Source organism: Thiohalocapsa sp. (genome assembly GCF_022340605.1).
Classification (GTDB): Bacteria; Pseudomonadota; Gammaproteobacteria; order Chromatiales; family Chromatiaceae; genus Thiohalocapsa.
Genome location: NZ_JAJDNQ010000023.1, coordinates 16,299 through 37,909 on the forward strand (window position 1 = coordinate 16,299; position 21,611 = coordinate 37,909).

General features: G+C 66.2%; 16 protein-coding genes. 14 read left to right on the forward strand and 2 right to left on the reverse strand.

Annotated elements, in window-relative coordinates:
* The first annotated feature begins 3 nt into the window (after positions 1 to 3).
* The 11 genes from LJE69_RS02555 to LJE69_RS02605 all read left to right on the forward strand — a co-directional run bounded on the left by LJE69_RS02555 (position 4) and on the right by LJE69_RS02605 (position 14,981).
* Positions 4 to 1,449, forward strand: a complete 1,446-nt coding sequence (locus LJE69_RS02555) for a TIGR03016 family PEP-CTERM system-associated outer membrane protein (protein WP_296921190.1) — start codon at positions 4 to 6, stop codon at positions 1,447 to 1,449.
* 37 nt (positions 1,450 to 1,486) lie between these two features.
* A complete protein-coding gene (wecB, locus tag LJE69_RS02560) occupies positions 1,487 to 2,611 on the forward strand; it encodes a non-hydrolyzing UDP-N-acetylglucosamine 2-epimerase (protein ID WP_296921331.1) in 1,125 nt (374 codons plus the stop codon).
* A 143-nt stretch (positions 2,612 to 2,754) separates the two neighbouring features.
* Positions 2,755 to 3,597 (forward strand): XrtA system polysaccharide deacetylase, encoded by an 843-nt coding sequence (locus LJE69_RS02565; RefSeq protein ID WP_296921333.1) that lies wholly within the window; start codon positions 2,755 to 2,757, stop codon positions 3,595 to 3,597.
* The gene (locus LJE69_RS02570) at positions 3,590 to 4,633 is read left to right on the forward strand and encodes a FemAB family XrtA/PEP-CTERM system-associated protein (RefSeq protein WP_296921192.1); all 1,044 of its coding nucleotides are present in this window, start codon (positions 3,590 to 3,592) and stop codon (positions 4,631 to 4,633) included. The genes LJE69_RS02565 and LJE69_RS02570 overlap by 8 nt, the downstream gene beginning before the upstream one ends.
* A 14-nt stretch (positions 4,634 to 4,647) precedes the next feature.
* Positions 4,648 to 5,910: a TIGR03087 family PEP-CTERM/XrtA system glycosyltransferase gene (locus LJE69_RS02575; protein WP_296921194.1), complete on the forward strand. Its 1,263-nt coding sequence runs from the start codon at positions 4,648 to 4,650 to the stop codon at positions 5,908 to 5,910.
* Positions 5,907 to 7,496, forward strand: a complete 1,590-nt coding sequence (gene xrtA / locus LJE69_RS02580) for an exosortase A (protein ID WP_296921196.1) — start codon at positions 5,907 to 5,909, stop codon at positions 7,494 to 7,496. Before LJE69_RS02575 ends, xrtA begins: the two co-directional genes overlap by 4 nt.
* Positions 7,497 to 7,543: 47 nt before the next feature.
* Positions 7,544 to 9,475, forward strand: coding sequence for an XrtA/PEP-CTERM system amidotransferase (locus LJE69_RS02585; RefSeq protein WP_296921198.1), 1,932 nt, complete (start codon positions 7,544 to 7,546; stop codon positions 9,473 to 9,475).
* The gene (locus tag LJE69_RS02590) at positions 9,476 to 10,750 is read left to right on the forward strand and encodes a TIGR04063 family PEP-CTERM/XrtA system glycosyltransferase (RefSeq protein ID WP_296921200.1); all 1,275 of its coding nucleotides are present in this window, start codon (positions 9,476 to 9,478) and stop codon (positions 10,748 to 10,750) included.
* A complete protein-coding gene (locus LJE69_RS02595; protein WP_296921202.1) occupies positions 10,747 to 12,138 on the forward strand; it encodes a phenylacetate--CoA ligase family protein in 1,392 nt (463 codons plus the stop codon). Before LJE69_RS02590 ends, LJE69_RS02595 begins: the two co-directional genes overlap by 4 nt.
* Positions 12,139 to 12,141: 3 nt before the next feature.
* Positions 12,142 to 13,617 (forward strand): putative O-glycosylation ligase, exosortase A system-associated, encoded by a 1,476-nt coding sequence (locus tag LJE69_RS02600; RefSeq protein WP_296921204.1) that lies wholly within the window; start codon positions 12,142 to 12,144, stop codon positions 13,615 to 13,617.
* A 239-nt stretch (positions 13,618 to 13,856) separates the two neighbouring features.
* Positions 13,857 to 14,981, forward strand: coding sequence for a glycosyltransferase family 2 protein (locus LJE69_RS02605; RefSeq protein ID WP_296921206.1), 1,125 nt, complete (start codon positions 13,857 to 13,859; stop codon positions 14,979 to 14,981).
* A 207-nt stretch (positions 14,982 to 15,188) separates the two neighbouring features.
* Here the strand turns inward: LJE69_RS02605 and LJE69_RS02610 are convergent, their stop codons facing one another.
* Both LJE69_RS02610 and LJE69_RS02615 read right to left on the reverse strand, forming a co-directional pair.
* Positions 15,189 to 16,088 carry an HAD family hydrolase gene (locus LJE69_RS02610; RefSeq protein ID WP_296921208.1) on the reverse strand — a complete coding sequence of 300 codons (900 nt, stop codon included), beginning with the start codon at positions 16,086 to 16,088 and terminating at the stop codon, positions 15,189 to 15,191.
* Positions 16,089 to 16,136: 48 nt separating this feature from the next.
* On the reverse strand, positions 16,137 to 17,612 hold the full coding sequence (locus LJE69_RS02615) for a glycosyltransferase family 4 protein (protein WP_296921210.1): 1,476 nt from the start codon (positions 17,610 to 17,612) through the stop codon (positions 16,137 to 16,139).
* Positions 17,613 to 17,916: 304 nt separating this feature from the next.
* Here LJE69_RS02615 and LJE69_RS02620 point away from each other — a divergent pair, with 304 nt between their 5' ends.
* From LJE69_RS02620 to LJE69_RS02630, 3 genes are read left to right on the forward strand one after another with little or no spacing between them, the layout of a single operon-like run.
* Positions 17,917 to 19,185: a glycosyltransferase family 4 protein gene (locus LJE69_RS02620; protein WP_296921212.1), complete on the forward strand. Its 1,269-nt coding sequence runs from the start codon at positions 17,917 to 17,919 to the stop codon at positions 19,183 to 19,185.
* 4 nt (positions 19,186 to 19,189) lie between these two features.
* On the forward strand, positions 19,190 to 20,971 hold the full coding sequence (locus tag LJE69_RS02625) for a sugar phosphorylase (RefSeq protein WP_296921214.1): 1,782 nt from the start codon (positions 19,190 to 19,192) through the stop codon (positions 20,969 to 20,971).
* Positions 20,972 to 21,009: 38 nt separating this feature from the next.
* Positions 21,010 to 21,588 carry a hypothetical protein gene (locus tag LJE69_RS02630; RefSeq protein ID WP_296921216.1) on the forward strand — a complete coding sequence of 193 codons (579 nt, stop codon included), beginning with the start codon at positions 21,010 to 21,012 and terminating at the stop codon, positions 21,586 to 21,588.
* Positions 21,589 to 21,611: the final 23 nt, after the last annotated feature.

Sequence of the window (21,611 nt, forward strand, 5' to 3'; positions counted from 1 at the left end):
AGGTTGACTCCCTATGCTATTGCGGTGGCGGCGCTGATATTGGCTGCGCCGACTGCCCGCGCCTCTTCTTGGCATAGCGAAGGCGGCGTGCAGTCCCGAGTGGTATTAACCGATAATCTGTTCTTGACCGCGGGCAGCAGGGAGACGGGTGAAATCGTACAGGTCCGCCCGTTCGTGTCGTCGTCGCGCAAGGGCAACCGCGTTACGGCGCGATTCAACTACGGTCCGAGTGCCCTGTGGTATCCGGGCAGATCCGATTTGAATCGGGTAATGCATACGCTGAACGCTGGCGTGCAAATGGAACTGATCGAGCGCTATTTCGTCCTGGAGGTGGGCGCGAATGCGAATCAGGCGTTGATCAATCCCCGGGTCAATAGCGGGTTTAATGCGCTTGGGAACCCGAACGCGTTTGCCCAGCGCGCAACGGTTACCGTGCGTCCGCGCATCAACCTCCCCGTGCTTGGCGGGCGCTTTGCAACCGTGCGGATCACGCCGGGGCTGGGCTACAGTTACACGGCGGCAAGCGCAGATGGCAGGAATGGCTTGCGCACGCCGACCACGAACTCCTCCGTGCGGGTCGTCAGTGGGTCGATATTCACGACCGTGCCTTGGTCCATGACGTGGCGCCGGCGCATGTTCGATACGCGTACAGGCGAGGGGGTTGGTGAGTTCCTTACGCGCGTAGGCTATGTCTTCAACCCGAAGTACCGAGTCGACGTCTCGTTGGGATACGACGACGGCTCCAGCGCCTATCGGGGTACAAACGGCAAAACGCGCGGTGCAAGATGGGAGACGGCATTGCAGTGGACGCCGCATAGCCGCGCGCGATTCACGGCAGGCGTCGGTGAGCGATATTTCGGGAGCACATATCGCTTCGAGGGGTTCTATCGGCACAAGCACTGGGCGTTCCGCTCCAGTTACCGGGTTTCCATCGAGAATGCCGCTACCGCGCTGCAGCAGCAGCAGGTGGTGCCGATGCAGGACGTGTTCGGCAAGACAATCCGGAATCCCTTTACTCGCGGTGAGGTGCTGACGACGTCGGTGACCACGCCGGCACTGACCAACGATACGTTCTTGCGCAAGCTGTTGACGTTGGAGTCAAGCTTCAGCAAGGGCCGCAATGCCGCTTCTTTGCGCTGGTTCGTGACGCGCCGCGATTACGACAAGTCGGACGTGCAGACGCTGGACAATCAGCTGCAGTTCAGATATTCGCGCTCGCTTTCGGCGCGTCTCAGGGCCAGTGCCGTCGTGAATGTCTGGGATCACAGCGAAAGCAGCGACTCCCGTTACGATTATGTACAGGACGCGCTGGATCTAGTCGTACATTACGAGGTGGGACGGCGCACCAGCCTCGGTGCGCGGGTCGGTCGGCTGAACCGTGACGCAAAATCGGCGTCGGGTGACTTCTCCGAGAATCGTGCGAGCCTGGATTTTACTCTGCGATTCTGATGCCGCAAAAAGGGCTTGTATTGGCTCGAAATCACATATGCCTGCCATGTTGAAACGCGTGATATGCGTCGTCGGCGCCCGCCCGAACTTCATGAAGATAGCACCCCTGATGCGCTGTCTTTCGCGGTCACGGGTGGTGGAGCCCTATCTCCTGCATACGGGCCAGCACTACGACGCGGCGATGAAGGCCACGTTCTTCGAGCAACTGCACATTCCGGAGCCCGACGAGGATCTGGGCGTCGGCTCGGGCTCGCATGCGGTGCAGACCGCCGAGATCATGCGGCGCTTCGAGCCCGTGCTGGACGCGCAGACACCGGATGCCGTGGTGGTGGTCGGCGATGTGAACTCGACCATCGCCTGCGCGTTGGTGGCGGCGAAGAAGGGCGTGCCGGTGGTGCACGTGGAGGCTGGCCTGCGCAGCTTCGATCGGGATATGCCGGAAGAAATCAACCGGGTGCTGACGGATCAACTGTCCGATCTGCTGTTTACCACGGAGCGCGGAGCCTTGGCGAATCTGGAGCGGGAGGGTATCGATCCAGCGCGGGTGCATTTCGTTGGCAACGTGATGATCGATACGCTGCTGGACAACCGCCAGCGGGCGCCGAGTGTCGGTGAGGTTCTGGCGGCAGGTGGGGTCGCGGACGTGCCGAGCGATCGCTTCGGTGTCGTCACGCTGCACCGGCCGTCGAACGTCGATGACGTCGACACGCTGGGCCGGCTCATCGATACCCTCGGGACGCTGTCGGCGGAGTTGCCGCTGCTGTTCCCGCTCCATCCCCGCACGGCGGCGCGTCTTGAGTCCGCGGGTCTCATGGAACGGGCGCGAGCCGCCTGCGTGTTGTTGCCGCCGCTCGACTATCTACGCATGCTGGGATTGCTCCAGAATGCCATAATGGTTCTTACTGATTCTGGAGGCATACAAGAAGAGACTACAGCGATGGGGGTGCCCTGTATTACATTGCGGGAAAACACCGAGCGACCGATCACCGTCGAGGCCGGCACGAATACCATTGTCGGCAACGACCGAGCGCGAATCCTCGGTGCCGCCCGTGACGTGCTGCGCGATGGCGGCAAGGCGGGCTGTATCCCCGAGCTCTGGGATGGACACGCCGCCGAGCGCATCCTGCGGGTCCTTGAAGACTGGTTCCGCGCTAAGCAATGACCAACGCCGGCGCCACCGGCATCGGAGACTCCCCCATGACGCTGCTGGCCGATGTTTCCGCCCGCGACGGCGCATCCCCGCGTGACACCACAGGAATCGATCTGCCATGCGCGGCGGCGGTCGGGGCGGTCGCCGTGAACGCCATGAGCGTCGATGTCGAAGACTATTTCCAGGTTTCGGCCTTCGAGGGACATATCCGCCGCGACGACTGGCAACACCTGCCGTGCCGCGTCGAATCCAACGTCGATCGGATTCTGGCGCTGTTCGCCGAATTCGAGATTCAGGCCACGTTCTTCACCCTGGGCTGGGTTGCGGAGCGCTACCCGCAACTGGTGCGGCGCATCGTCGCCGCGGGGCACGAGCTCGCCAGCCACGGCTACGCACATGTGCGGGTCACGCAGCTCGATGAGCCCGGCTTCCGCGCCGACGTGGCGCGCACCAAGCGCCTGCTCGAGGACATTGGCGGCACCGAGGTGCAGGGCTATCGCGCGCCCAGCTATTCCATCGGCGCCGGCAACCTTTGGGCATTGCGCGTCCTGGAGGAGACGGGGCATCGCTATTCATCCAGCATCTATCCCATCCGCCACGACCTCTACGGCATGCCCGAGGCTCCCCGGTTCGCCTTTCGCCCCGCGGGGTGCGAGCGTCTGCTGGAAGTGCCGGTGACCACCATCGCCGTCGCCGCGCGCAAGTTACCGTGCGGCGGTGGTGGCTATTTCCGCCTCTTTCCCTATGCCTTCTCGCGCTGGGCGTTGCGGCGCGTCAACCGCCGGGACCGGCAGTCGGCGGTGTTCTACTTCCATCCCTGGGAGATCGACCCCGATCAGCCCGTTCAGCGGGGTATCGGCATGAAAACGCGCGTGCGGCATTACCTGAATCTCGGCCGCATGGAGCGGCGTCTGCGCCATCTCGCGCAGGATTTTCATTGGTCGCGGATGGATCGCGTGTTCTTGTCCACATCTGCGCGGGAGCGAGCCGATGGGTAGATCCTCCGAACTGCGCGTCACGGCGTTTGCGCCAACGGACCGCGCCGACTGGGATGCGTTCGTCGCGGACCATCCGGACGCGACCTTTTGCCACGCCAGTGGTTGGTACGATGCCGTCGGCGAGGGGCTTCGCCACCGGCCGCATTTCCTGATGGCTCGCCGGCGCGGGGAGGTGGAGGCGGTGCTGCCGCTCGCCGAGGTGAAGAGCCGGCTGTTCGGTCATACGCTGGTGTCCACGCCTGGCTGCGTCTATGGGGGCGTGTTGGCGAGCAATGCCGAGGCGCGCCAAGCCGTGATCGAGCACGCCTGCAAGCTGGCGCAGGAACTCGGTGTGGGGGCGCTGGAACTGCGCAACCAGGACCCGGTGGAAACTGGCTGGCCCACCAAGGACCAGCTCTATGTCACCTTCCGCAAGGCCATCACGGATGACGACGAGGCGAATCTCAAGGCCATTCCGCGCAAGCAGCGGGCGATGGTGCGCAAGGGGATCAAAGCGGGCTTGGTGACCGAACAGACGCGGGATCTCGATCGCTTCTATGCGATCTACGCCGAGAGCGTGCGCAATCTCGGCACGCCGGTTTTCCCGCGGCGCTACTTCGAGGTCTTGCACCGCGTGTTCGGCGACGTCTGCGAGCTGTCCATCGTGACCCATGCGGGCACGGACATCGCCGGGGTCATGAGCTTCTTCCATCGCGATACGGTGTTGCCGTATTACGGCGGCAGCCGTCCGCCGGCGCGCTCGCTCTACGGCAACGACTTCATGTACTGGGACCTCATGTCGCGTGCCGCGCAACGCGGTATGCGTGAATTCGATTATGGGCGCAGCAAGCGCGGCACGGGCTCGTTCAGCTTCAAGAAGAACTGGGGCTTCGCGCCGCAGCCGCTGCATTACCAGTACTACCTGGTGAAGCGCCATGCGGTACCGGACGTCAATCCGAGCAATCCCAAGTACAAGTATTTCATTGCGGCGTGGAAGCGATTGCCGTTGCCCGTCGCCAACCGGATCGGTCCGGTGCTCGCCCGTCATCTCGGCTGAAGACGGCACCCGACATGCAATTGATGATTGGGGGCGCCCCGGACGCCGTGCCTTCCGGGGCACGCGAACAGGTCCTGCTGCTCTGCCACCGCATTCCGTACCCGCCCGACAAGGGCGACAAGATACGCTCCCATCGCTGGCTGACCAGTCTGGCGGCGCGTTATCGCGTGCACTTGGGCGCCTTTGTGGACGACCCGAACGACTGGGCGCACGCCGAGCGGCTGCGCACGCTCTGTGCCGAGGTCTGCCTGCGGCCGCTGCCGCCGGTGCGTGCAAGATTGCGTGGGTTGCCGGCGCTGCTGACGACCACCCCGCTGACCGTGGCCTGCTACGCGGACAGGCAGATGGCGGCCTGGGTCAGGCGCCTGTGTGCGACGCGGACCCTATCACGCGTCATCGTTTTCTCGTCCGCCATGGCCCAATACGCGCTCTTGCCTGAGGCGGCGGGGTTGCGCCGGGTCATCGATTACGTCGACGTGGACGCGGACAAATGGCGGCAATACGCAGAACGCAAGCGTGCGCCCATGTCATGGCTCTATGCGCGCGAGGCGCGATGCTTGTTGGCATACGACGCGCGCGTTGCACGGGCCTTTGCCGCGAGTCTCTTCGTGTCCGCGCCGGAAGCGGCACTGTTTCTGCGCATGACGGGTGCGCCAGGTAGCGCCGCCGTGCCGAATGGCGTGGACAGTGCCTACTTTGCGCCCATGGCGGCGCGGCCGTCTCCGTTCAACGACAGCGTACAGGTGCTGGTGTTCACCGGTGCGATGGATTACTGGGCCAATGTCGACGCGGTGCGCTGGTTCGCCGCGGAGGTCTGGCCGCTGGTGCGCCAGCGCATGTCCTCGGCGCGATTCTATGTCGTCGGTGCTCGCCCCACGCGGGAGGTCAGCAAGCTGGTGGGCGAGGGCATCGTCGTCACCGGCAGGGTGCCGGACGTGCGGCCCTATCTGCAACACGCGGCCGCGGTCGTGGCGCCCATGCGCATCGCCCGCGGCATCCAAAATAAGGTCTTGGAAGGAATGGCGATGGGGCGTGTCGTCGTCACGACCCCCATGGGGCTCGAGGGTATCGACGCCGAGCCCGGCCGCCACTTGCTGGTGGCGGATGAGCCGGCCGACATGGCCGAACAGTTGGTGGCGGCATTGCAGGGGCGGCACGCCCGGGTCGGCACGGCCGCACGCCAGCTCATTGGCGACGCTTACGATTGGCGCATCGCGACCGAGCGGTTTCTCGCCATGGTTGCCGGTGAGCCGTCTCCGGAACAGGTGCAGGCATGAGCGATACGACGGAGCAGACCCAGACGGTCACCGATGATGCCGGCATCGGCAGGGGCTGGCCGGCCAATTGGGGGCCCGGGTTGGCGTTGTTGTTGGCAGCGGTGGCCCTCGTCACCCTGGCTTTTCACCAGACCGCGTGGTCCATCGTCTCGATCTGGGACCGTTCGCAGACCTACGCCCACGGTTTTCTCATCATCCCGATCAGTCTGTGGCTCGTCTGGGAGAAGCGCGCGGGACTCAAGCATCTGACCCCGCGGCCGACGGCATTGCCCCTGGTGCTGTTTCTGCCTTTTGGCTTTGCCTGGCTGGTGGGCCATCTCGTGGACACTGCCGTGGTGCAGCAGTTCGCCTACGTCGGTTTGCTGGTGGTGACCATCTGGTCGGCGCTTGGCCACCGGGTGGCGCGCTTCCTGGCCTTTCCGATGCTGTTCTTGTTCCTCGGCGTTCCCATGGGTGAGGGGCTCGTCAACCCGATGATGAACTTCACCGCGGACTTTACCGTCGGCATGCTGAAGCTCACCGGCATCCCGGTTTACCGCGAGGGCACCTTCTTTACGATCCCCAGCGGACAATGGTCCGTGGTGGAGGCCTGCAGCGGGATGCGCTATCTGATCGCGTCCGTGACCCTCGGCGTGTTGTTCGCCTATCTCACCTATACGAAATGGTGGAAGCGCCTGTTGTTCGTGCTCTTCTCCATTGTTGTACCGGTCATCGCTAACGGCTTTCGCGCGTACATGATCGTGATGATCGGCCACCTGAGCGGCATGAAGCTCGCCGCCGGCGTCGACCATCTGATCTACGGCTGGGTCTTCTTCGGCATCATCGTCACGATCATGTTCGTCGTGGGCAGTATCTGGCGCGATCCGCCCGCGCCGTTGCCGCAGCCCGAACCCGCGCGGCCGCAGCCCATTACCGGTCGCGGCGCGCTGCGCCTGTTACTGGTGCTGGCGGTCTGTACCCTGTCGTGGCCGGCGGCCGCCTGGGCGCTGTCGCACCATGGTGGCACGGTGACGGCGGTTGACGTGCGCGCGCCGCGGGTGAGTGGTTGGCGACTGCTGTCCGATGCCGATGGCTGGGACTGGCGCCCGCACGTGGTGGGCACCGATGGCAGTCTGTACGCCTTCTATGCGGCTGACGGCGCCCCGCGGGGCCGACCGGTGGGGCTCTATATCGGCGTCTACCGAACGCAGCGCCAGGGTGCAGAATTGGCGACGTACGCCAATGTCATGGTGGAAGAGAAGCACCCGGTTTGGAGCGATCTCCTGGTGCGCCCACGCCGCGTCACCCTGAAGTCCGGGGAGCTCGCGCTGAAGCAGCATCTGCTGTCGTCGCGCCGGGGAACGCGATTACTGGTCTGGACCTGGTATCTGGTCGGCGATCGGCACACGGCAAACCCGTACCTCGCCAAGCTGCTGGAGGCGAAATCGCGGCTCTTCGGCCGGCGTGGCGAGGCGGCCTTGATCGCCGTCGCGACGCCTTACGACGACAAGCCGGAAGCGGCTGCTGCGGTCCTCAAGCACTTCCTCGACGACATGCTGCCGGCCATCGACGCAGGGGTGGATCGATCGCTGCGGTCGGCGCCATGAGCGTGCATCGACAGACGCCGATCCGAGCGATCGGGTAGGGCGACGGCATGTGTGCAATAACGGGAATTCTCGCCGCAGAGGCCGCGGCCGTCGTACCCGCGGCTCTGTTGCGCCGCATGAACGACAGCCAGGCGCACCGCGGACCGGACCAGCACGGCATCCACCTGGAGCCGGGTTTGGGGCTCGGTCATCGCCGCCTGTCCATCATTGATCTCTCGGGCGGGCGTCAGCCGCTCTTCAACGAGGATGAGACGGTCGTTGTCGTCTACAACGGCGAGATCTACAACTTTCAGACCCTCGCCGCGGAACTGGTCGCGCGTGGCCATCGCTTTCGCACCCACAGCGATACGGAGGTCATCGTCCATGCCTGGGAAGCCTGGGGTGCGGACTGCGTTCAGCGTTTCCGCGGCATGTTCGCCTTCGCCCTCTGGGACCGGCAGCGGCAGACGCTGTTCCTGGCCCGCGACCGGCTCGGCATCAAGCCGCTGCACTATGCCTGGCTCGGCGATGGCAGCCTGGTGTTCGGCTCTGAGCTGAAGGCGCTGCAACAGCACCCGGACCTGCCGCGCGCCATGGCGACCGAGGCGGTGGAGGATTACTTTGCCTTCGGCTATGTGCCCGAGCCTCGGACCATCTATGCCGGGGTACAGAAGCTGCCGGCGGGGCATCACTTGACGGTGCGCCGCGGCGCCGCGCGCCCCCAGCCGCAACGCTATTGGGACGTGCCCTTCGCGACCGGCCCGGAGCTCGATGCGGCGAGCGCCGGCGACGAATTGCTGGAGCGTTTGCGCGAGGCCGTACGCCTGCGGCTGATCGCGGAGGTCCCGCTCGGCGCCTTCCTCTCCGGCGGTGTGGACTCCAGTGCCGTGGTGGCGCTGATGGCGCAGATCATGGCCGCCGGGGGCACGGGGCCGGTGAATACCTGCTCCATCTCCTTCGGCGATCCGGCCTTCAACGAGTCGCGCTACGCCGAGCAGGTGGCCCGCCGGTATGCGACGGCTCACCATACCGAGCAGCTCGAGGTGGACAGATTCGATCTGCTGGACACGCTCGCGGGCCTTCACGACGAACCATACGCGGACAGCTCCGCGCTGCCCACTTACCTGGTGTGCGGCCTGGCCCGCCGGCGGGTGACAGTGGCGCTCTCAGGCGATGGCGGTGACGAGAACCTCGCCGGCTACAAGCGCTACGGCTGGCATCTCGACGAGCAGCGCCTGCGCGGGATGTTGCCGTTCGCCGCCCGTCGCGCCCTGTTCGGGCCGCTCGGCCGGGTTTATCCAGCGCTGCTCGGCGCGCCGCGCTTCCTGCGCGCGAAGGCCACCTTCCAGGCCCTCGCGCGGGATGCGGTGACCGGCTATTTCAACATCATCGCCGTGCTCGACGATGCGCTGCGCGAGCGGCTGTACAGCGCCGACTTCAAGCGGCGTCTGCAAGGCTATCGAGCGGTGGAAGTGCTGCGCCGTCACGCGGCCGCCAGTCCCACGGATCACCCCTTGTCGCTGGTGCAGTACCTGGATATGAAGACCTATCTGGTCGACGACATCCTCACCAAAGTCGACCGCGCCAGCATGGCCCACGCGCTGGAGGTACGGGTACCGCTGCTGGACCACGAACTGGTGGAGTGGATGTCCTCGCTGCCGCCGGCGCTCAAGCTCAGCGGCCGCGACGGCAAGCACCTGTTCAAGGCTGCACTGCGCTCGCACCTGCCGGAGGATCTGCTGTACCGCCCGAAGATGGGTTTTGCCGTGCCACTGGCGGGCTGGTTTCGTGGTCCGCTGCGCGAGCGCGTGCGGGCGGCGTTGCTAGGGCCGCGGCTTGCCGACACTGGACTGTTCGATCGCCGCGGCCTGCTGCATCTGCTGGAAACCCACGACAGCGGCCGGCGCGACTACAGCGCCGCCTTGTGGAGCCTGTTGATGTTCGATGCCTTCCTGCTGCGCGAGGCCGCGCCGCGGCCGGCCGTTGCCGAGACCGCCTAGATGAAGATTCTGCACGTCCTGGATCACTCCATCCCGCTGCATAGCGGCTACACCTTCCGCACCCGCGCAATTCTCAAGCAGCAGGCCGCGCTTGGGTGGGAGACGGTGCAGATCACCTCCGGCAAGCAGGGAGAGCGCGCCGCCGTCGTCGAAGAGATCGAGGGCTTGCGCTTCTACCGCACGCCGCCGCCCAAGGGGCTGTCGGGCCGCCTGCCCGTCGTCAATCAGTGGTGCATCGTGGATGATCTGGCCCGGCGTCTGGACGCGGCGGTGCATGCCGAGCGGCCGCATCTGCTGCATGCGCACTCGCCCGCCCTGAACGGGCTCGCGGCGCTGCGGGTGGGGCGCCGACACGGGCTGCCGGTGGTGTACGAGTGCCGGGCGTTCTGGGAGGATGCCGCCGCCGATCATGGCACCAGCCGCGAGGGCGGCCCGCGCTATCGGCTGACACGCGCGCTGGAGAGCCACGTCTTTCGCCGTGCGGATGCGGTCACCTGCATCTGCGAGGGGCTGCGGCAGGACATCCAGTCCCGCGGCATCTCGCCCGGGAAGCTCACCGTCATTCCCAACGCCGTGGACGCCGAGCGCTTCGCCTTCGAGGTGCCGAAAGACGAGGCGCTCGCTGCGGAGCTCGGTCTCGGCGGCGCCATCGTGCTCGGCTTCCTCGGTTCCTTCTACGCCTATGAGGGCCTGGACCTGGCCGTGGCGGCCCTGTCGCTGCTGGGTGACACGTCGGGCGGGATGATACCCGGTGGTCAGCCTGTGCATCTGCTGCTCGTGGGGGGCGGTCCGCAGGACGCGCGCGTGCGCGAGCAGGTTTCCGCCCTTGGTCTCGGTGACCGGGTGCACTTCACCGGCCGCGTGCCCCACGACGTCGTCGAGCGCTACTACGGCCTCGTGGACATCCTGGTCTATCCAAGGCGCTCCATGCGCCTGACCGAGCTCGTGACCCCGCTCAAGCCCCTTGAGGCCATGGCGCAAGGCAAGCTCGTGCTCGCGTCGGACGTCGGCGGTCACCGTGAGCTGATCCAAGACGGTGTCAACGGACGGCTGTTCGCGGCGGACGATGCCGAGGCCCTGGCCGGCGCCGTCAGGTCGATGCTCGCCGCTCGCAACGGATGGGACGCCCAGCGCGCCGCGGGTCGGCGCTATGTCGAGCAGGATCGCACGTGGCCAGGCAGCGTCGGTCGTTACCGCGACGTCTATGGGCGTCTGCTCGGCCGTGCAGCGGAAGCCGGGCAGACCGCCCTCGACAGTGAGCCGGCACGCCGATGAGCGATCTCTATACCCGCTTTGCCAGTGGTGTGCTGTTCCCGCTGCATGAATGGGCGAAGGGACATCGCAGTGTCGCAGTCCGCCGTGCCCTGGAACGGACGCAGTGGCTGCCGCCGCATGAGCTCGGCGAATATCAGCGGCAGCGGCTTGCGGCCTTTATTCGGGCGTCATACACCCGCGTCCCCTACGTCCGTCGCCTTTTCGACACCCACGGACTCACCCCCGCCGACGTGCAGGATGTGGACGGCCTACGGCGCCTGCCGCTGATGGACAAGGCTATCATCCGCGCCAACACCGATGCACTGAAGGCGCGGGATGCCCAGGGCCTGGCCCGTTTCAATACCGGCGGCTCGTCCGGTGAGCCGCTGGTGTTCTATATCGGCAAGGAGCGCGTCAGCCATGATGTCGCTGCCAAGTGGCGGGCTACGCGCTGGTGGGATGTTGACATCGGCGACCGCGAGATCGTGGTCTGGGGCTCACCCATCGAGCTCGGCGCCCAGGACCGCGTGCGGATGCTGCGCGATGGGCTGCTGCGCTCGCGTCTGTTGCCCGCGTTCGACCTCTCTGCGGCGAATCTCCACCGCTTCATCGCCGAAATCCGGCGCTTTCGCCCACGCATGCTGTTCGGGTATCCGTCGTCGCTGGCGCTGATGGCCGCACATGCGCAAGCAAAAGGCATCAACCTCGACGACCTGGGTGTGCGCGTCGCCTTCGTCACATCCGAGCGGCTCTATGACCATCAGCGCGACATCATCACCCGGGTATTCGGCTGCCCCGTCGCGAACGGCTACGGTGGCAGGGATGCCGGGTTCATTGCACACGCGTGTCCGAAGGGGCGCCTGCATATCACCGCCGAGGACCTCATCGTCGAAATCCTGGATCGCGACGGTCAGCCGGTGACTGGCGGCGCGTGCGGGGAAATCGTCATCACGCATCTCGCCACCGCCGATTTCCCGTTTATTCGCTACCGCACCGGTGATGTCGGCGCCTTGGACGCCGAGCCGTGCCCGTGCGGACGGAGTCTGCCCGTGCTCGCGCGCATCGAAGGGCGCACGACTGACTTCGTCGTCGCAGCAGATGGCACGGTGATGCACGGACTGGCGCTCATCTACATCCTGCGCGACCTGGAGGGCATCGATCAGTTCCAGATCCTCCAGGAATCCCTGGCTCGCACGCGCGTGCTCGTGACCACCGCCACGCCCCTCGCGCCGGGCGTCATTGCCGAAATCACGACACGATTCCGCCAGCGTCTGGGTGCGACGGTCGAGATCAGCGTCGAGCAGGTTCCGGTCATTCCGCGCGCACCGTCCGGAAAATATCGCTACGTCCAGAGCCGCGTGCCACTGACGCCATCCGGCCTCGGGCTTCCCGGCATCGAATCTGACTAAGCCATGGGACTGCGCGACATCTTCTTGTTGGTGACCATCTACGGATCGGTTCCCTTCATCTATATGAAGCCGTTCATCGGCGTGCTGGTTTGGTACTGGCTGTCGCTGATGAATCCGCATCGCATCAGCTGGACGCTGACCAACCAGCCGTTCGCTGAAATCATCGCGCTGGCGATGCTGTCCAGCCTACTGATTGCGAGGAAAGAGTCGAAGCGTATACCGATTAGTCCGATTACCGTCACGCTGGCGCTGTTCTGGCTATGGATGCTGATTACGACGATTTTCAGTTTATATCCTTATCTTGCCTGGTGGCAGTGGGACAAGGTCTGGAAGATTATGCTGACCACGTATGTGGCCATGATCATGTTGAACTCAAAGGAGCGCATCATTTCCCTGACTGCGGTCTCCGCTCTGTCCATCGGTTTCTATGGATTCAAGGGCGGTCTTTTTACAATTTTGACCGGCGGCGGCTATAAAGTATGGGGGCCGGCCGGCAGCTTCATCGGTGGGAACAACGAGATCGGCCTGGCGCTGAATATGACGATTCCCCTCCTCGTGTACCTGCGCAGTGTCGTCGAGTACCGGGTCGTGAAGCTGGCACTGCTGGTTGGTGTTGTGCTTTGCGTCTTCGCCATATTCGGTACCCAGTCGCGCGGTGCCTTCGTTGGCATCGCGGCGATGGGATTGTTCGTGATTTGGAAGACGAAGAATCGAGTGTTCTATTTGCTAGTGGCCGTGGTCGTGGGATCTATCGTCTTCAATTTTATGCCAGCAAGTTGGCATGAGCGTATGGAAACGATGGAGACCTATCAGGAGGACGGCTCCGCGATGGGCCGAATCAAGGCCTGGCACATGGCCTTCAATCTGGCAATGGACCGGCCGCTTGGCGGGGGATTCGAGGCCTTCAAGCCTGCGACCTATCTGATGTACTTGCCGGAGGTCGGGGCTCGCGGTACCGATGCACACAGTATTTACTTCGAGACCATGGGCGAGCATGGCTTTATCGGCTTGGCGTTGTTTCTGATGATCGGCTTCTTCAGTTTCCGTGCCTGCGGGCGCATCGTCAGGAAGACGCGCGGAATCGAGCACCTGGAATGGATGAACAACCTCGCGCGGCTGATACAGGCGAGCTTGGTGGGCTATGCGGTCAGTGGCTTGTTCCTGGGGCTTTCGTATTTCGACTTCTATTATGTGCTCGTCGCCATCATCGTGGGCATGATGACTGTACTCAGGCAAGAACTCCAGGCAAGTGAACCGCTGGCGGATGCCGCGATGGCTCGCGCTGCCGGCCGTGTTGTTCCTGAAGCAGTACCGCCTGGCGTGGTCGTGGCGAGCACAAGCGCGTTCGGGCGCGCGACGGCGGGATCAAGTCAGTTCGCGGCTCGCGCGCGGCCACTCCCCCCGGGCAAGCCGCTGAATTCGGTGCCCACGGTGCCCGAGCTGATCTTGCTGGCAAAGGAGTGGTTCCGGCGCTTATGAGGTTGCGGTGAGCACGGCGCTGCGAGCAACCGGTACTGTTCGTCTTGTTCGATCAGCGCAATTGCGGTTGGCATCGCTATCCGGCGACGGGTACCCTAATCGCCAACGCTAGGGAGACGCCGATAGATTGGCGCCACCTTTGCCGACGGTGCTGCGCTCGCCTTTTTCGGTCGCTTGGCTTTCGCGGCCGGCAGCGATGTAGACCTAACTTTGTTTCCCTGCGACGGAGCCGAGCGCTGATGACGGCGGGACCCTTGCTGGCGATCGTCGTGCCGACCTTCAACGAGCGCGACAACATCCTCCCCCTGATCGAGTCCCTGCAGGACCCGCTTCGCGATCTGCGCTGGGAAGTGGTGTTCGTCGATGACGATTCCCCCGATGGCACGGCGGCGCTGGTGCGGGCGGTGGGTGGCGACGATAGCCGGGTGCGCATCGTGCAGCGGATCGGCCGGCGTGGTCTCGCGGGTGCCTGCATCGAGGGCATGCTCGCAACCACGGCACCCTACGTCGCCGTCATGGACGCGGACCTCCAGCACGACGCACGGCTGCTGCCGGAGATGCTGCGCGCGCTGCGGGACGAGGAACTGGATATCGTCGTCGGCAGCCGTCACGTCGAGGGCGGTAGCCTTGGCGGCTGGGACGAGGGGCGCCGGCTCGTGAGCCGCGTGGCGACCAGGCTGTCGCAGCTGATGCTGAAGGCGGATCTGAAGGACCCGATGAGCGGCTTCTTCATGCTGCGGCGCGACGTGATCGACGAGGTGGTGCGTAACCTGTCCGGTATCGGCTTCAAGATCCTGCTGGACATCTTCATCAGCGCCCGCCGGCCGCTACGGTTCAAGGAACTGCCCTACACCTTCGGCGTGCGGGTCGCCGGGAGCAGCAAGCTCGACAGCATGGTGGCCACCGAATACATCCTGATGTTGCTCGACAAGCGCATCGGCCGTTATGTCCCAACGCGGTTCATTCCGTTCGCGTTCATCGGGGGCTTGGGCGTCTTCGTGCATATGGCCGTGCTGTTCGTGCTGTTCCGGGGATGGGGCCAGCCGTTTGTCGTCGGCCAGACGGCGGCGGCGCTGGTGGCCATGACCTTCAATTTCTTCCTCAACAACTTCTTCACCTACCGAGACCGGCGGCTGCGCGGCTGGGGGCTCCTGCGCGGCTGGGTGTCGTTCACGCTGGCGTGCTCGGTGGGCGCCGTCGCCAACGTCGGCATAGCCACCTACCTGTTCCATGCCACGCCGGCGGGCGGTCCCTGGTGGGTGATCTCCGCGGTTGCAGGCATCATCGTCGGGGCGGTGTGGAACTATGCCGTCACCGCGGTCTACACCTGGAATCCGAAGGACGCGGCGGCATCGGCGCGCTAGTGCAACAGTGCGCAAGCCCCGACACCGTCTCAGGTCGTTGTCGTTGTCGTGATCGTGGTCTCCACCGTGCGGAGATTCGATGACGACTCCGATTACGACAACGACAACGAGCGAGCCCGGTCTCGGAATTTCCGCAGCGGAGCGCTAGCGGCCCCTCGGCATGGCGAGCCCAGCCGCGTTCTGGGGTCGCGTTCTGGGGCAGTGCGCTCACGCGGGCGGCAGCAGGTGCGAGGTCAGTTGCCCGAGCAGCGTGACGACCCGGTCGGGAGCGATGCCCTGCATGTCCGGGTCGTTTTCCCGCAGCCGCAGAGAGCGCGCATCCCCGGCGAAGAGCACCGTCCGGCAGCCGAGTGCCTGTGCGGGGCGCACGTCGTTGCGCATGTCGTTGCCGATGTAGAGCACCTGTCCCGGGCGGATGCCGTGGTGCTCGCGGAGGCACGCCAGCGCCGGCTCGTAGACGGCCGTGGCGGGCTTGGCCACGCCCTGGCGATAGGACCAGGCGCAGCAGCGCGGGTCGAAGCCGGCGGCGTCTATGGGTTGCCCCAGAAAGGCGTGCAGCATCAGCGGCGTGTAGAACTGGGCGTTGGAGACGATGCCGAGCACCAGGCCGCGGTCGGCGAGCCCCGCGATGACGGCTCTCAGCGCCGGCATGGGCCATACCGGGTTGACCCGCAGCTCGTACTCCAGCGCGAAGCGGCGCAACTGCGTCACGTCGGGCTGCAGGCCGAGGTCCGCCAGCAGCGCCTGCCAGATGGTGAGGATGTCTACCTCCGGTTGAGCTACGCCACGGGCACGGCTGCGCGCATGGTCCGCGCGGATCTGCGCCGTCAGGGCGGCCCGCCCGTCGAAGTCCGCGGGCAGCTTCGTTGCAGGCAGCTCGGCGGCCATCCAGGCATCTGCGAAGGGCTCGCCGGTTGCCGTGTCCGCCGTGAGGCCGATGTCGCCGGAGCCGGAGATCACGAGCGTCCCGTAGACGTCGAACAGCACCGCGCGGATGCCGGCCATCGGGTCGAGGCTGGGCGCGGCGCCGGTGGGTTGCGGCGTCAGCGGGCTGGTGAGCGCCCGGATGCGCTCGATCAGGCGTGCATCGTCGGCTGCGGTCGTCATGCGCATGGCTCCCGGGTGTGCGGTGCTGGTGATCTGGCGCCGGGCGGCTCAGCTTCGCAGCAGGCAGAGCCGCTCCGGCGCCAGGAAGTGGTCGAGCAATACTTCGCCGCGGGCGGCATCGAAGGTCGCCGAGGGCACCGCGGCGGCCACCTCGGCATAGGTGGCTGCCAGCCGAGCGCCGAAGCCGGACAGCGAGTACTCGCGCCCGATAACGCTTCGGTTGGCAGCCAGCAGCGCTGGTGTCGCCGCCGACGCCAGCCGTTGTGGGCGCAAGGCAGCGCGGCTTGCCGGATCGGCGTGCAGCCAGCGGATGATCTGCGCTTGCGCGGGCTCGTCCAGGCGGCCGAAGTCGATGTGCGCGTCGCAAACGGCGCTCTGCCAGGCGCGCTCCGCGCTGTCCGCCGCGGGGCGGCCGTAGGCGCTGGCGCGCCGCTCCGCCGCCGTGGTGAAGGCGGTACGCAGCCGTTCCGTGTCGAGCCAGGCCAATGGCACGTCCAACCGTTCGTAGAGGCCCGACAGGCGTACGCCGGCGTCCATGAAGTCCGCGGTGATCTCGGGCAGATCGCGGCCCACGAGCGGGCGCCCGAGTAACCAGGGCTCCAGAAAGGCAAGCCCGAAGCCCTCGGCGATGCTGGTGGTCACGAGTGCATGGCTCGTGGCGATCAGCGCCCGGAAGTCTACGTCGCCGGCACCGACGGCGAAGCGCACGGGCAGCGCCAGCGCCTGTGCCAAGGCCACCCACCGCTGGTAGATGGGCCGCTCCTGCGGATTTTGGGGCGCCTGGGTCGCCGCGAAGCGATCCTGCGGCCCGGCGAGTGCGGCCCAGAGCAGCAGCTCGCCCAGGTTCTTGCGGCGGATGGCGCGGGTCGGGTAGAGCCAGAGTCGTTCCCCGTCGGTGCCCGTTTCCGGTGCATCCTGGGCAGCCGGCGAACTGTCGGGGGGCAGATCGCCCACGGACACGGCATTGGGCAGTGCATGCAGTTGCCCCGGCGGCACACCGGCAGCGGCCAAGAAGTCCCGGTCGCGACGGTTCAGCGTCGCATAGTGGATCTGTGGTGCGAGCGGATAGAGCAGGGCGGACAGTCGGCCGATGTCGCCGCCCGCGAGTTGCTCGCGCAGCCGTTCGTACAGCGCCGGGCGCCCGTCCTCCGCGAAGTCGTGCGGCTGCAATAGCAGCCTGTGACCGTCGCGGGCGAGTCGCAGCAGCGCGCCGGGCAGGGCCGTGTTCTTGCCGAGGCAGTGGTTGTGGACGTGCCAGACATCCGGTGTGTCGCCGAGCGCGTCGAAGGCCTCGCGCGCCATGGTCGCCGCGAGCTGGTCCGGCGACTGGCGGGCCCGGTGCTCTTCGTAAGCGAGTCCGGGCAGGACCCGGATCTGGAGGTCCGCGGGCAAGCCGCCGGCGGGGGGCTCGCCGCAGAGCACCACGAGCCGCGCGCCGTGCCGATGCAGCGCGTCATGGGCGTGCTGAATGACGCGCGTGACGCCGCCAAGCTGAAGATGGTAATGGACGATGGCGACGCGCATCTCAGATGTCGGGCTGTTGCCGGACACGGGCGCTTGCGGCCGCCGCCGATGCGTTGGTAAAGCGGGATGCCGCCAGCACCATGGGGCATGAGAACTGCATGGGGTCTTGCATCCGGGGCTTCATGGTCGGCGCTTCGGCCCGGTCGTTCGGCCGCGGCGCGCATCGAACGGCGTATGGCGGCGTGTGGCATTTCGCGGCGGGGTGTTGCAGCGGCATTATACGCGGCCCGAATCTCGTGGCGCAGCCGCGCGAACACGCGCCGATGGTCCTGTCGCCCGTCTTTGCGTCTGGAACAGTAACCGCATGAAGCAACCCGAGAACATCGGCTTCGTCTCCACCCGCTTCGCCGGCACCGATGGCGTGTCGCTGGAAGCCGCCAAATGGGCCGAGGTGCTCTGGCTCGGCGGCCATGTCAGCTACTGGTACGCGGGCGTGCTCGACCGCGACCCCGGCGTGAGCCTGTGCGTGCCCGAGGCCTTCTTCGACCACGCCGAGAACGCCTGGATCAACAGCCAGCTCTGGGGCCGCACCCGGCGCTGCGCGGAGGCGAGCCGGCGCATCCGCGAGCTGACCGAGTACCTGAAGTCCACGCTGTACGAGTTCCGGGCGCGCTTCGACCTCGACATCCTCATCATCGAGAACGCGCTCACCATCCCCATGCACATCCCGCTCGGGGTGGCCATTACGGAGTTCCTGCTGGAGACGGGGATGCCCGCCATCGCCCATCACCACGACTTCATGTGGGAGCGCCAGCGCTTTCAGATCTCGGCGGTGGACGACTACCTGGAGATGGCCTTTCCGCCGCGCGTGCCGCACCTTCAGCACGTGGTCATCAACCAGGCGGCGCGGGAGGAGATCGCCTGGCGCAAAGGTCTGCCCAGCATTCTGGTGCCCAACGTCTTCGACTTCGAGAACCCGCCCGGCGAGCCGGACGACTATGCCGCCGACGTGCGCCACGCGCTAGGGCTGCTGGACGACGACCTGCTGATCCTGCAGCCCACCCGTGTGGTGCCGCGCAAGGGCATCGAGAACGCCATTCACCTGATCCGGCGGCTCAAGCTGCCGCGCGCCCACCTGGTGATCTCGCACAACAGCGGCGACGAGGGCATGGAGTACGCCCGCCAGATCCAGCACCTCGCCCGCGACGAGGGTGTCCCGCTCAAGTTTTTCGGCGACCGCATGGCCGACCGCCGCCAGCTCAATCAGGAGGGGCAGAAGGTCTATGTGCTGAGTGACCTGTACCCGCACGCGGATTTCGTCACCTTCCCGAGCCTCTACGAGGGCTTCGGCAACGCGCTGCTGGAGGCCGTGTACTTCCGCAAGCCCCTGGTGGTGGGGCGCTACTCGGTGTACCAGCGGGACATCGAGCCCAAGGGCTTCAGGCTACCCACCATCGACGGCGTCGTGGACCAGCGCGTCGTCGAGGAATGCCGCTGCATCATTCAGGACGCGGACTACCGGCGCCAGCTCACGGACCACAACTACCGGGTGGCGGGCCGCTTTTTCAGCTACCGCGTGCTGCGCGACAGCCTGCGCAGCATGATCAACAACATACGCAACCTGACGGAGTAGGCCCATGCGCGTGGTGGAGCGTGCCGTCTTCGAGCGCATCCGCGGCCGCCTTGTACGGCTCTATGGCGAGGATCAGTTGCCGCGGCTCCTGCAACGGCTGGAACTGGTGGTGGGCCGCTACGGTGTCGGCGCCCACTGCCTCGACCCGGACGCCGTGCAGGCGCGTTGCCATGGCTGGGATCAGCGCGGCGCCGTGCTCATCGCCTACGGCGACATGGTGCGGGCAAACGGCGAGGCGCCGCTGGCGACGCTGCGCCGCTTCCTCGGCGATCGGGTCGGCGATGCCGTCTCCACCGTGCACCTGCTGCCGTTTTTTCCGTACAGCTCTGACGACGGCTTCGCGGTGATCGACTATCGCGCGGTGGACCCGGCGCTCGGCACCTGGGACGACATCGATGCCCTGAGCGGGGACTACCGCCTGGCGGTGGATCTGGTCATCAATCATGTCTCCGGGCAGAGCGCGTGGTTCCGCGCCTACTGCAACGGTATGGCCCCGGAGCGGCACTACTTCATCGAGGTGGAGCCCGGCACCGACCTTTCCGCCGTCACCCGCCCGCGCACCACGCCGCTGCTGCGCGCCGTGCAGACCCCCTGCGGCGAGCGCCACGTCTGGGCCACTTTCAGTCACGACCAACTGGACGTGGACTTCTCCAACCCGGACGTGCTGTTCGAGTACCTGGACATCCTGCTGCTCTACGTCTACCACGGGGCGGAGCTCATCCGGCTGGACGCCATCGCTTACCTCTGGAAGCGTATCGGCACCCCGTGCATCCACCTGCCCGAGACCCACGAGATCGTGAAGCTGCTGCGCGACATCCTGGAGATGCTCGCCCCCGGCGTGCTGCTGCTCACCGAGACCAACGTCCCGCACGCCGAGAACATCAGCTACTTCGGCGCCGGCGACGAGGCACACATGGTCTACCAGTTCAGCCTGCCACCGCTGCTGCTGCACGCGCTGCACAGCGGTGATGCGAGCTACCTCAGCGACTGGGCGGCCAATCTGGCGCCGCCGCCGCCGGGCTGCACCTTTTTTAACTTCACCGCATCCCACGACGGCATCGGCGTGCGCCCGCTGGAGGGGCTGCTGCCGCAGGCGGAGCTCGACGCCCTGGTGGCGGCCATGGAGCAGCGCGGTGGGCTGGTGAGCCGGCGCAGCAACCCTGACGGCTCCGCCACCCCCTACGAGCTCAACATCACCTATTACGACGCCGTCGGCGTGCCCGGCGACCGGGATGCCTCCATCCGCCGCTTCCTGTGCTCGCAGACCATCGCGATGAGCCTCCAGGGCATTCCCGGCATCTATTTCAACAGCCTGCTGGGTGGCGGCAACGACTTCGCGGGCGTCGAAGAGAGCGGTCGCGCCCGCAGCATCAATCGGCACAAGTGGACGGAGGCGGAGCTCGCCGCCATGCTCGCGGAGGACAGCGCGCATCCCGCCGCCCGCGTGTTGCCCGAATACCTGCGCCGACTGCACCTGCGTGGCGCCCAGGCCGCCTTCCACCCCGAGGCGCCCCAGCACGTGCTGGATCTGCCGCGGGGCCTGTTCGGCATCCGCCGCACCGGCGCCGACGGCCGGCGGCTCTGGATGATCGCCAACCTCACCGGGCGCACCAGCGGCTGCGCCATGAGTCGCATCGACCGCCACTGGCAGCGCCACTCCTGGCGCGAGCTCATCGGTGGCTGGGAGGCGGACGCTGCCGAGTGGCCGGATCGTCTTACGCTCGAACCGCATCAGGTGGTCTGGCTGGTGCAGGCGGACTCGCCGGTTGAGCTCCGGCCGGGTTAGGCTCTGCGCTCTTCTGCGCCCGCCACCCGAGCCGAGCCGTGTCCACCATCGAATCTTTGCTGCTGCGCATCACCGACCGCCTACCCTGCCGCATCATCGATGGCGAGCAGGGCGAGCCCTATCTGGAGCGCTACTACCTCGCCGGCCTGTTCGGGTGGCATGTCTACCTGCACCGATTCGTGGATTCTGACCCGGACCGCGGCCTGCACGACCATCCCTGGGGGCGCGCCGCGAGCCTGGTGCTGACCGGCGGCTACGACGAGCTGCGCCTGGCGCGGCCGCCGCGGCCTGGCATGGCCGTGACGGATGTCGCAAAGTTGCCCACTCGCACCCGCCATGTCCGCCCCTGGCGGCTCAACCTGCTGCGTGGAAGTGATTATCATCGGGTGGTGCTGCGCGACGGCCGGCCCGCGTGGACGCTGTTCGTACACGGGCCGCGGGTCAAGGGCTGGCGCTTTCTGCGTGCTGGCAGCGTCAAGACCATGGCGCGGGATGCCGCGGACTTCCGTCACCGCGACTGGTGGCTCACCGCGCCCCGCGGACAGGCCGTGCGGGCATTGCGCCGTCACGGGCCGACTGCTGAGCGATCGGCAACATTGGCATCGCAGCACGAGTGAACGCTAGACCGTCGACGGAGCAA

What these genes read in the sequence shown, in the direction of transcription:
- LJE69_RS02590 (WP_296921200.1), top strand. Translation starts at nt 9,476, where the DNA reads ATGAAGATTCTGCACGTCCTGGATCACTCCATCCCGCTGCATAGCGGC.
- LJE69_RS02620 (WP_296921212.1), top strand. Translation starts at nt 17,917, where the DNA reads ATGAAGCAACCCGAGAACATCGGCTTCGTCTCCACCCGCTTCGCCGGC.
- LJE69_RS02605 (WP_296921206.1), top strand. Translation starts at nt 13,857, where the DNA reads ATGACGGCGGGACCCTTGCTGGCGATCGTCGTGCCGACCTTCAACGAG.
- LJE69_RS02565 (WP_296921333.1), top strand. Translation starts at nt 2,755, where the DNA reads ATGAGCGTCGATGTCGAAGACTATTTCCAGGTTTCGGCCTTCGAGGGA.
- LJE69_RS02595 (WP_296921202.1), top strand. Translation starts at nt 10,747, where the DNA reads ATGAGCGATCTCTATACCCGCTTTGCCAGTGGTGTGCTGTTCCCGCTG.
- LJE69_RS02625 (WP_296921214.1), top strand. Translation starts at nt 19,190, where the DNA reads ATGCGCGTGGTGGAGCGTGCCGTCTTCGAGCGCATCCGCGGCCGCCTT.
- wecB (WP_296921331.1), top strand. Translation starts at nt 1,487, where the DNA reads ATGCCTGCCATGTTGAAACGCGTGATATGCGTCGTCGGCGCCCGCCCG.
- LJE69_RS02575 (WP_296921194.1), top strand. Translation starts at nt 4,648, where the DNA reads ATGCAATTGATGATTGGGGGCGCCCCGGACGCCGTGCCTTCCGGGGCA.
- LJE69_RS02600 (WP_296921204.1), top strand. Translation starts at nt 12,142, where the DNA reads ATGGGACTGCGCGACATCTTCTTGTTGGTGACCATCTACGGATCGGTT.
- LJE69_RS02585 (WP_296921198.1), top strand. Translation starts at nt 7,544, where the DNA reads ATGTGTGCAATAACGGGAATTCTCGCCGCAGAGGCCGCGGCCGTCGTA.
- LJE69_RS02615 (WP_296921210.1), bottom strand. Translation starts at nt 17,612, where the DNA reads ATGCGCGTCGCCATCGTCCATTACCATCTTCAGCTTGGCGGCGTCACG.
- LJE69_RS02570 (WP_296921192.1), top strand. Translation starts at nt 3,590, where the DNA reads ATGGGTAGATCCTCCGAACTGCGCGTCACGGCGTTTGCGCCAACGGAC.
- LJE69_RS02610 (WP_296921208.1), bottom strand. Translation starts at nt 16,088, where the DNA reads ATGACGACCGCAGCCGACGATGCACGCCTGATCGAGCGCATCCGGGCG.
- xrtA (WP_296921196.1), top strand. Translation starts at nt 5,907, where the DNA reads ATGAGCGATACGACGGAGCAGACCCAGACGGTCACCGATGATGCCGGC.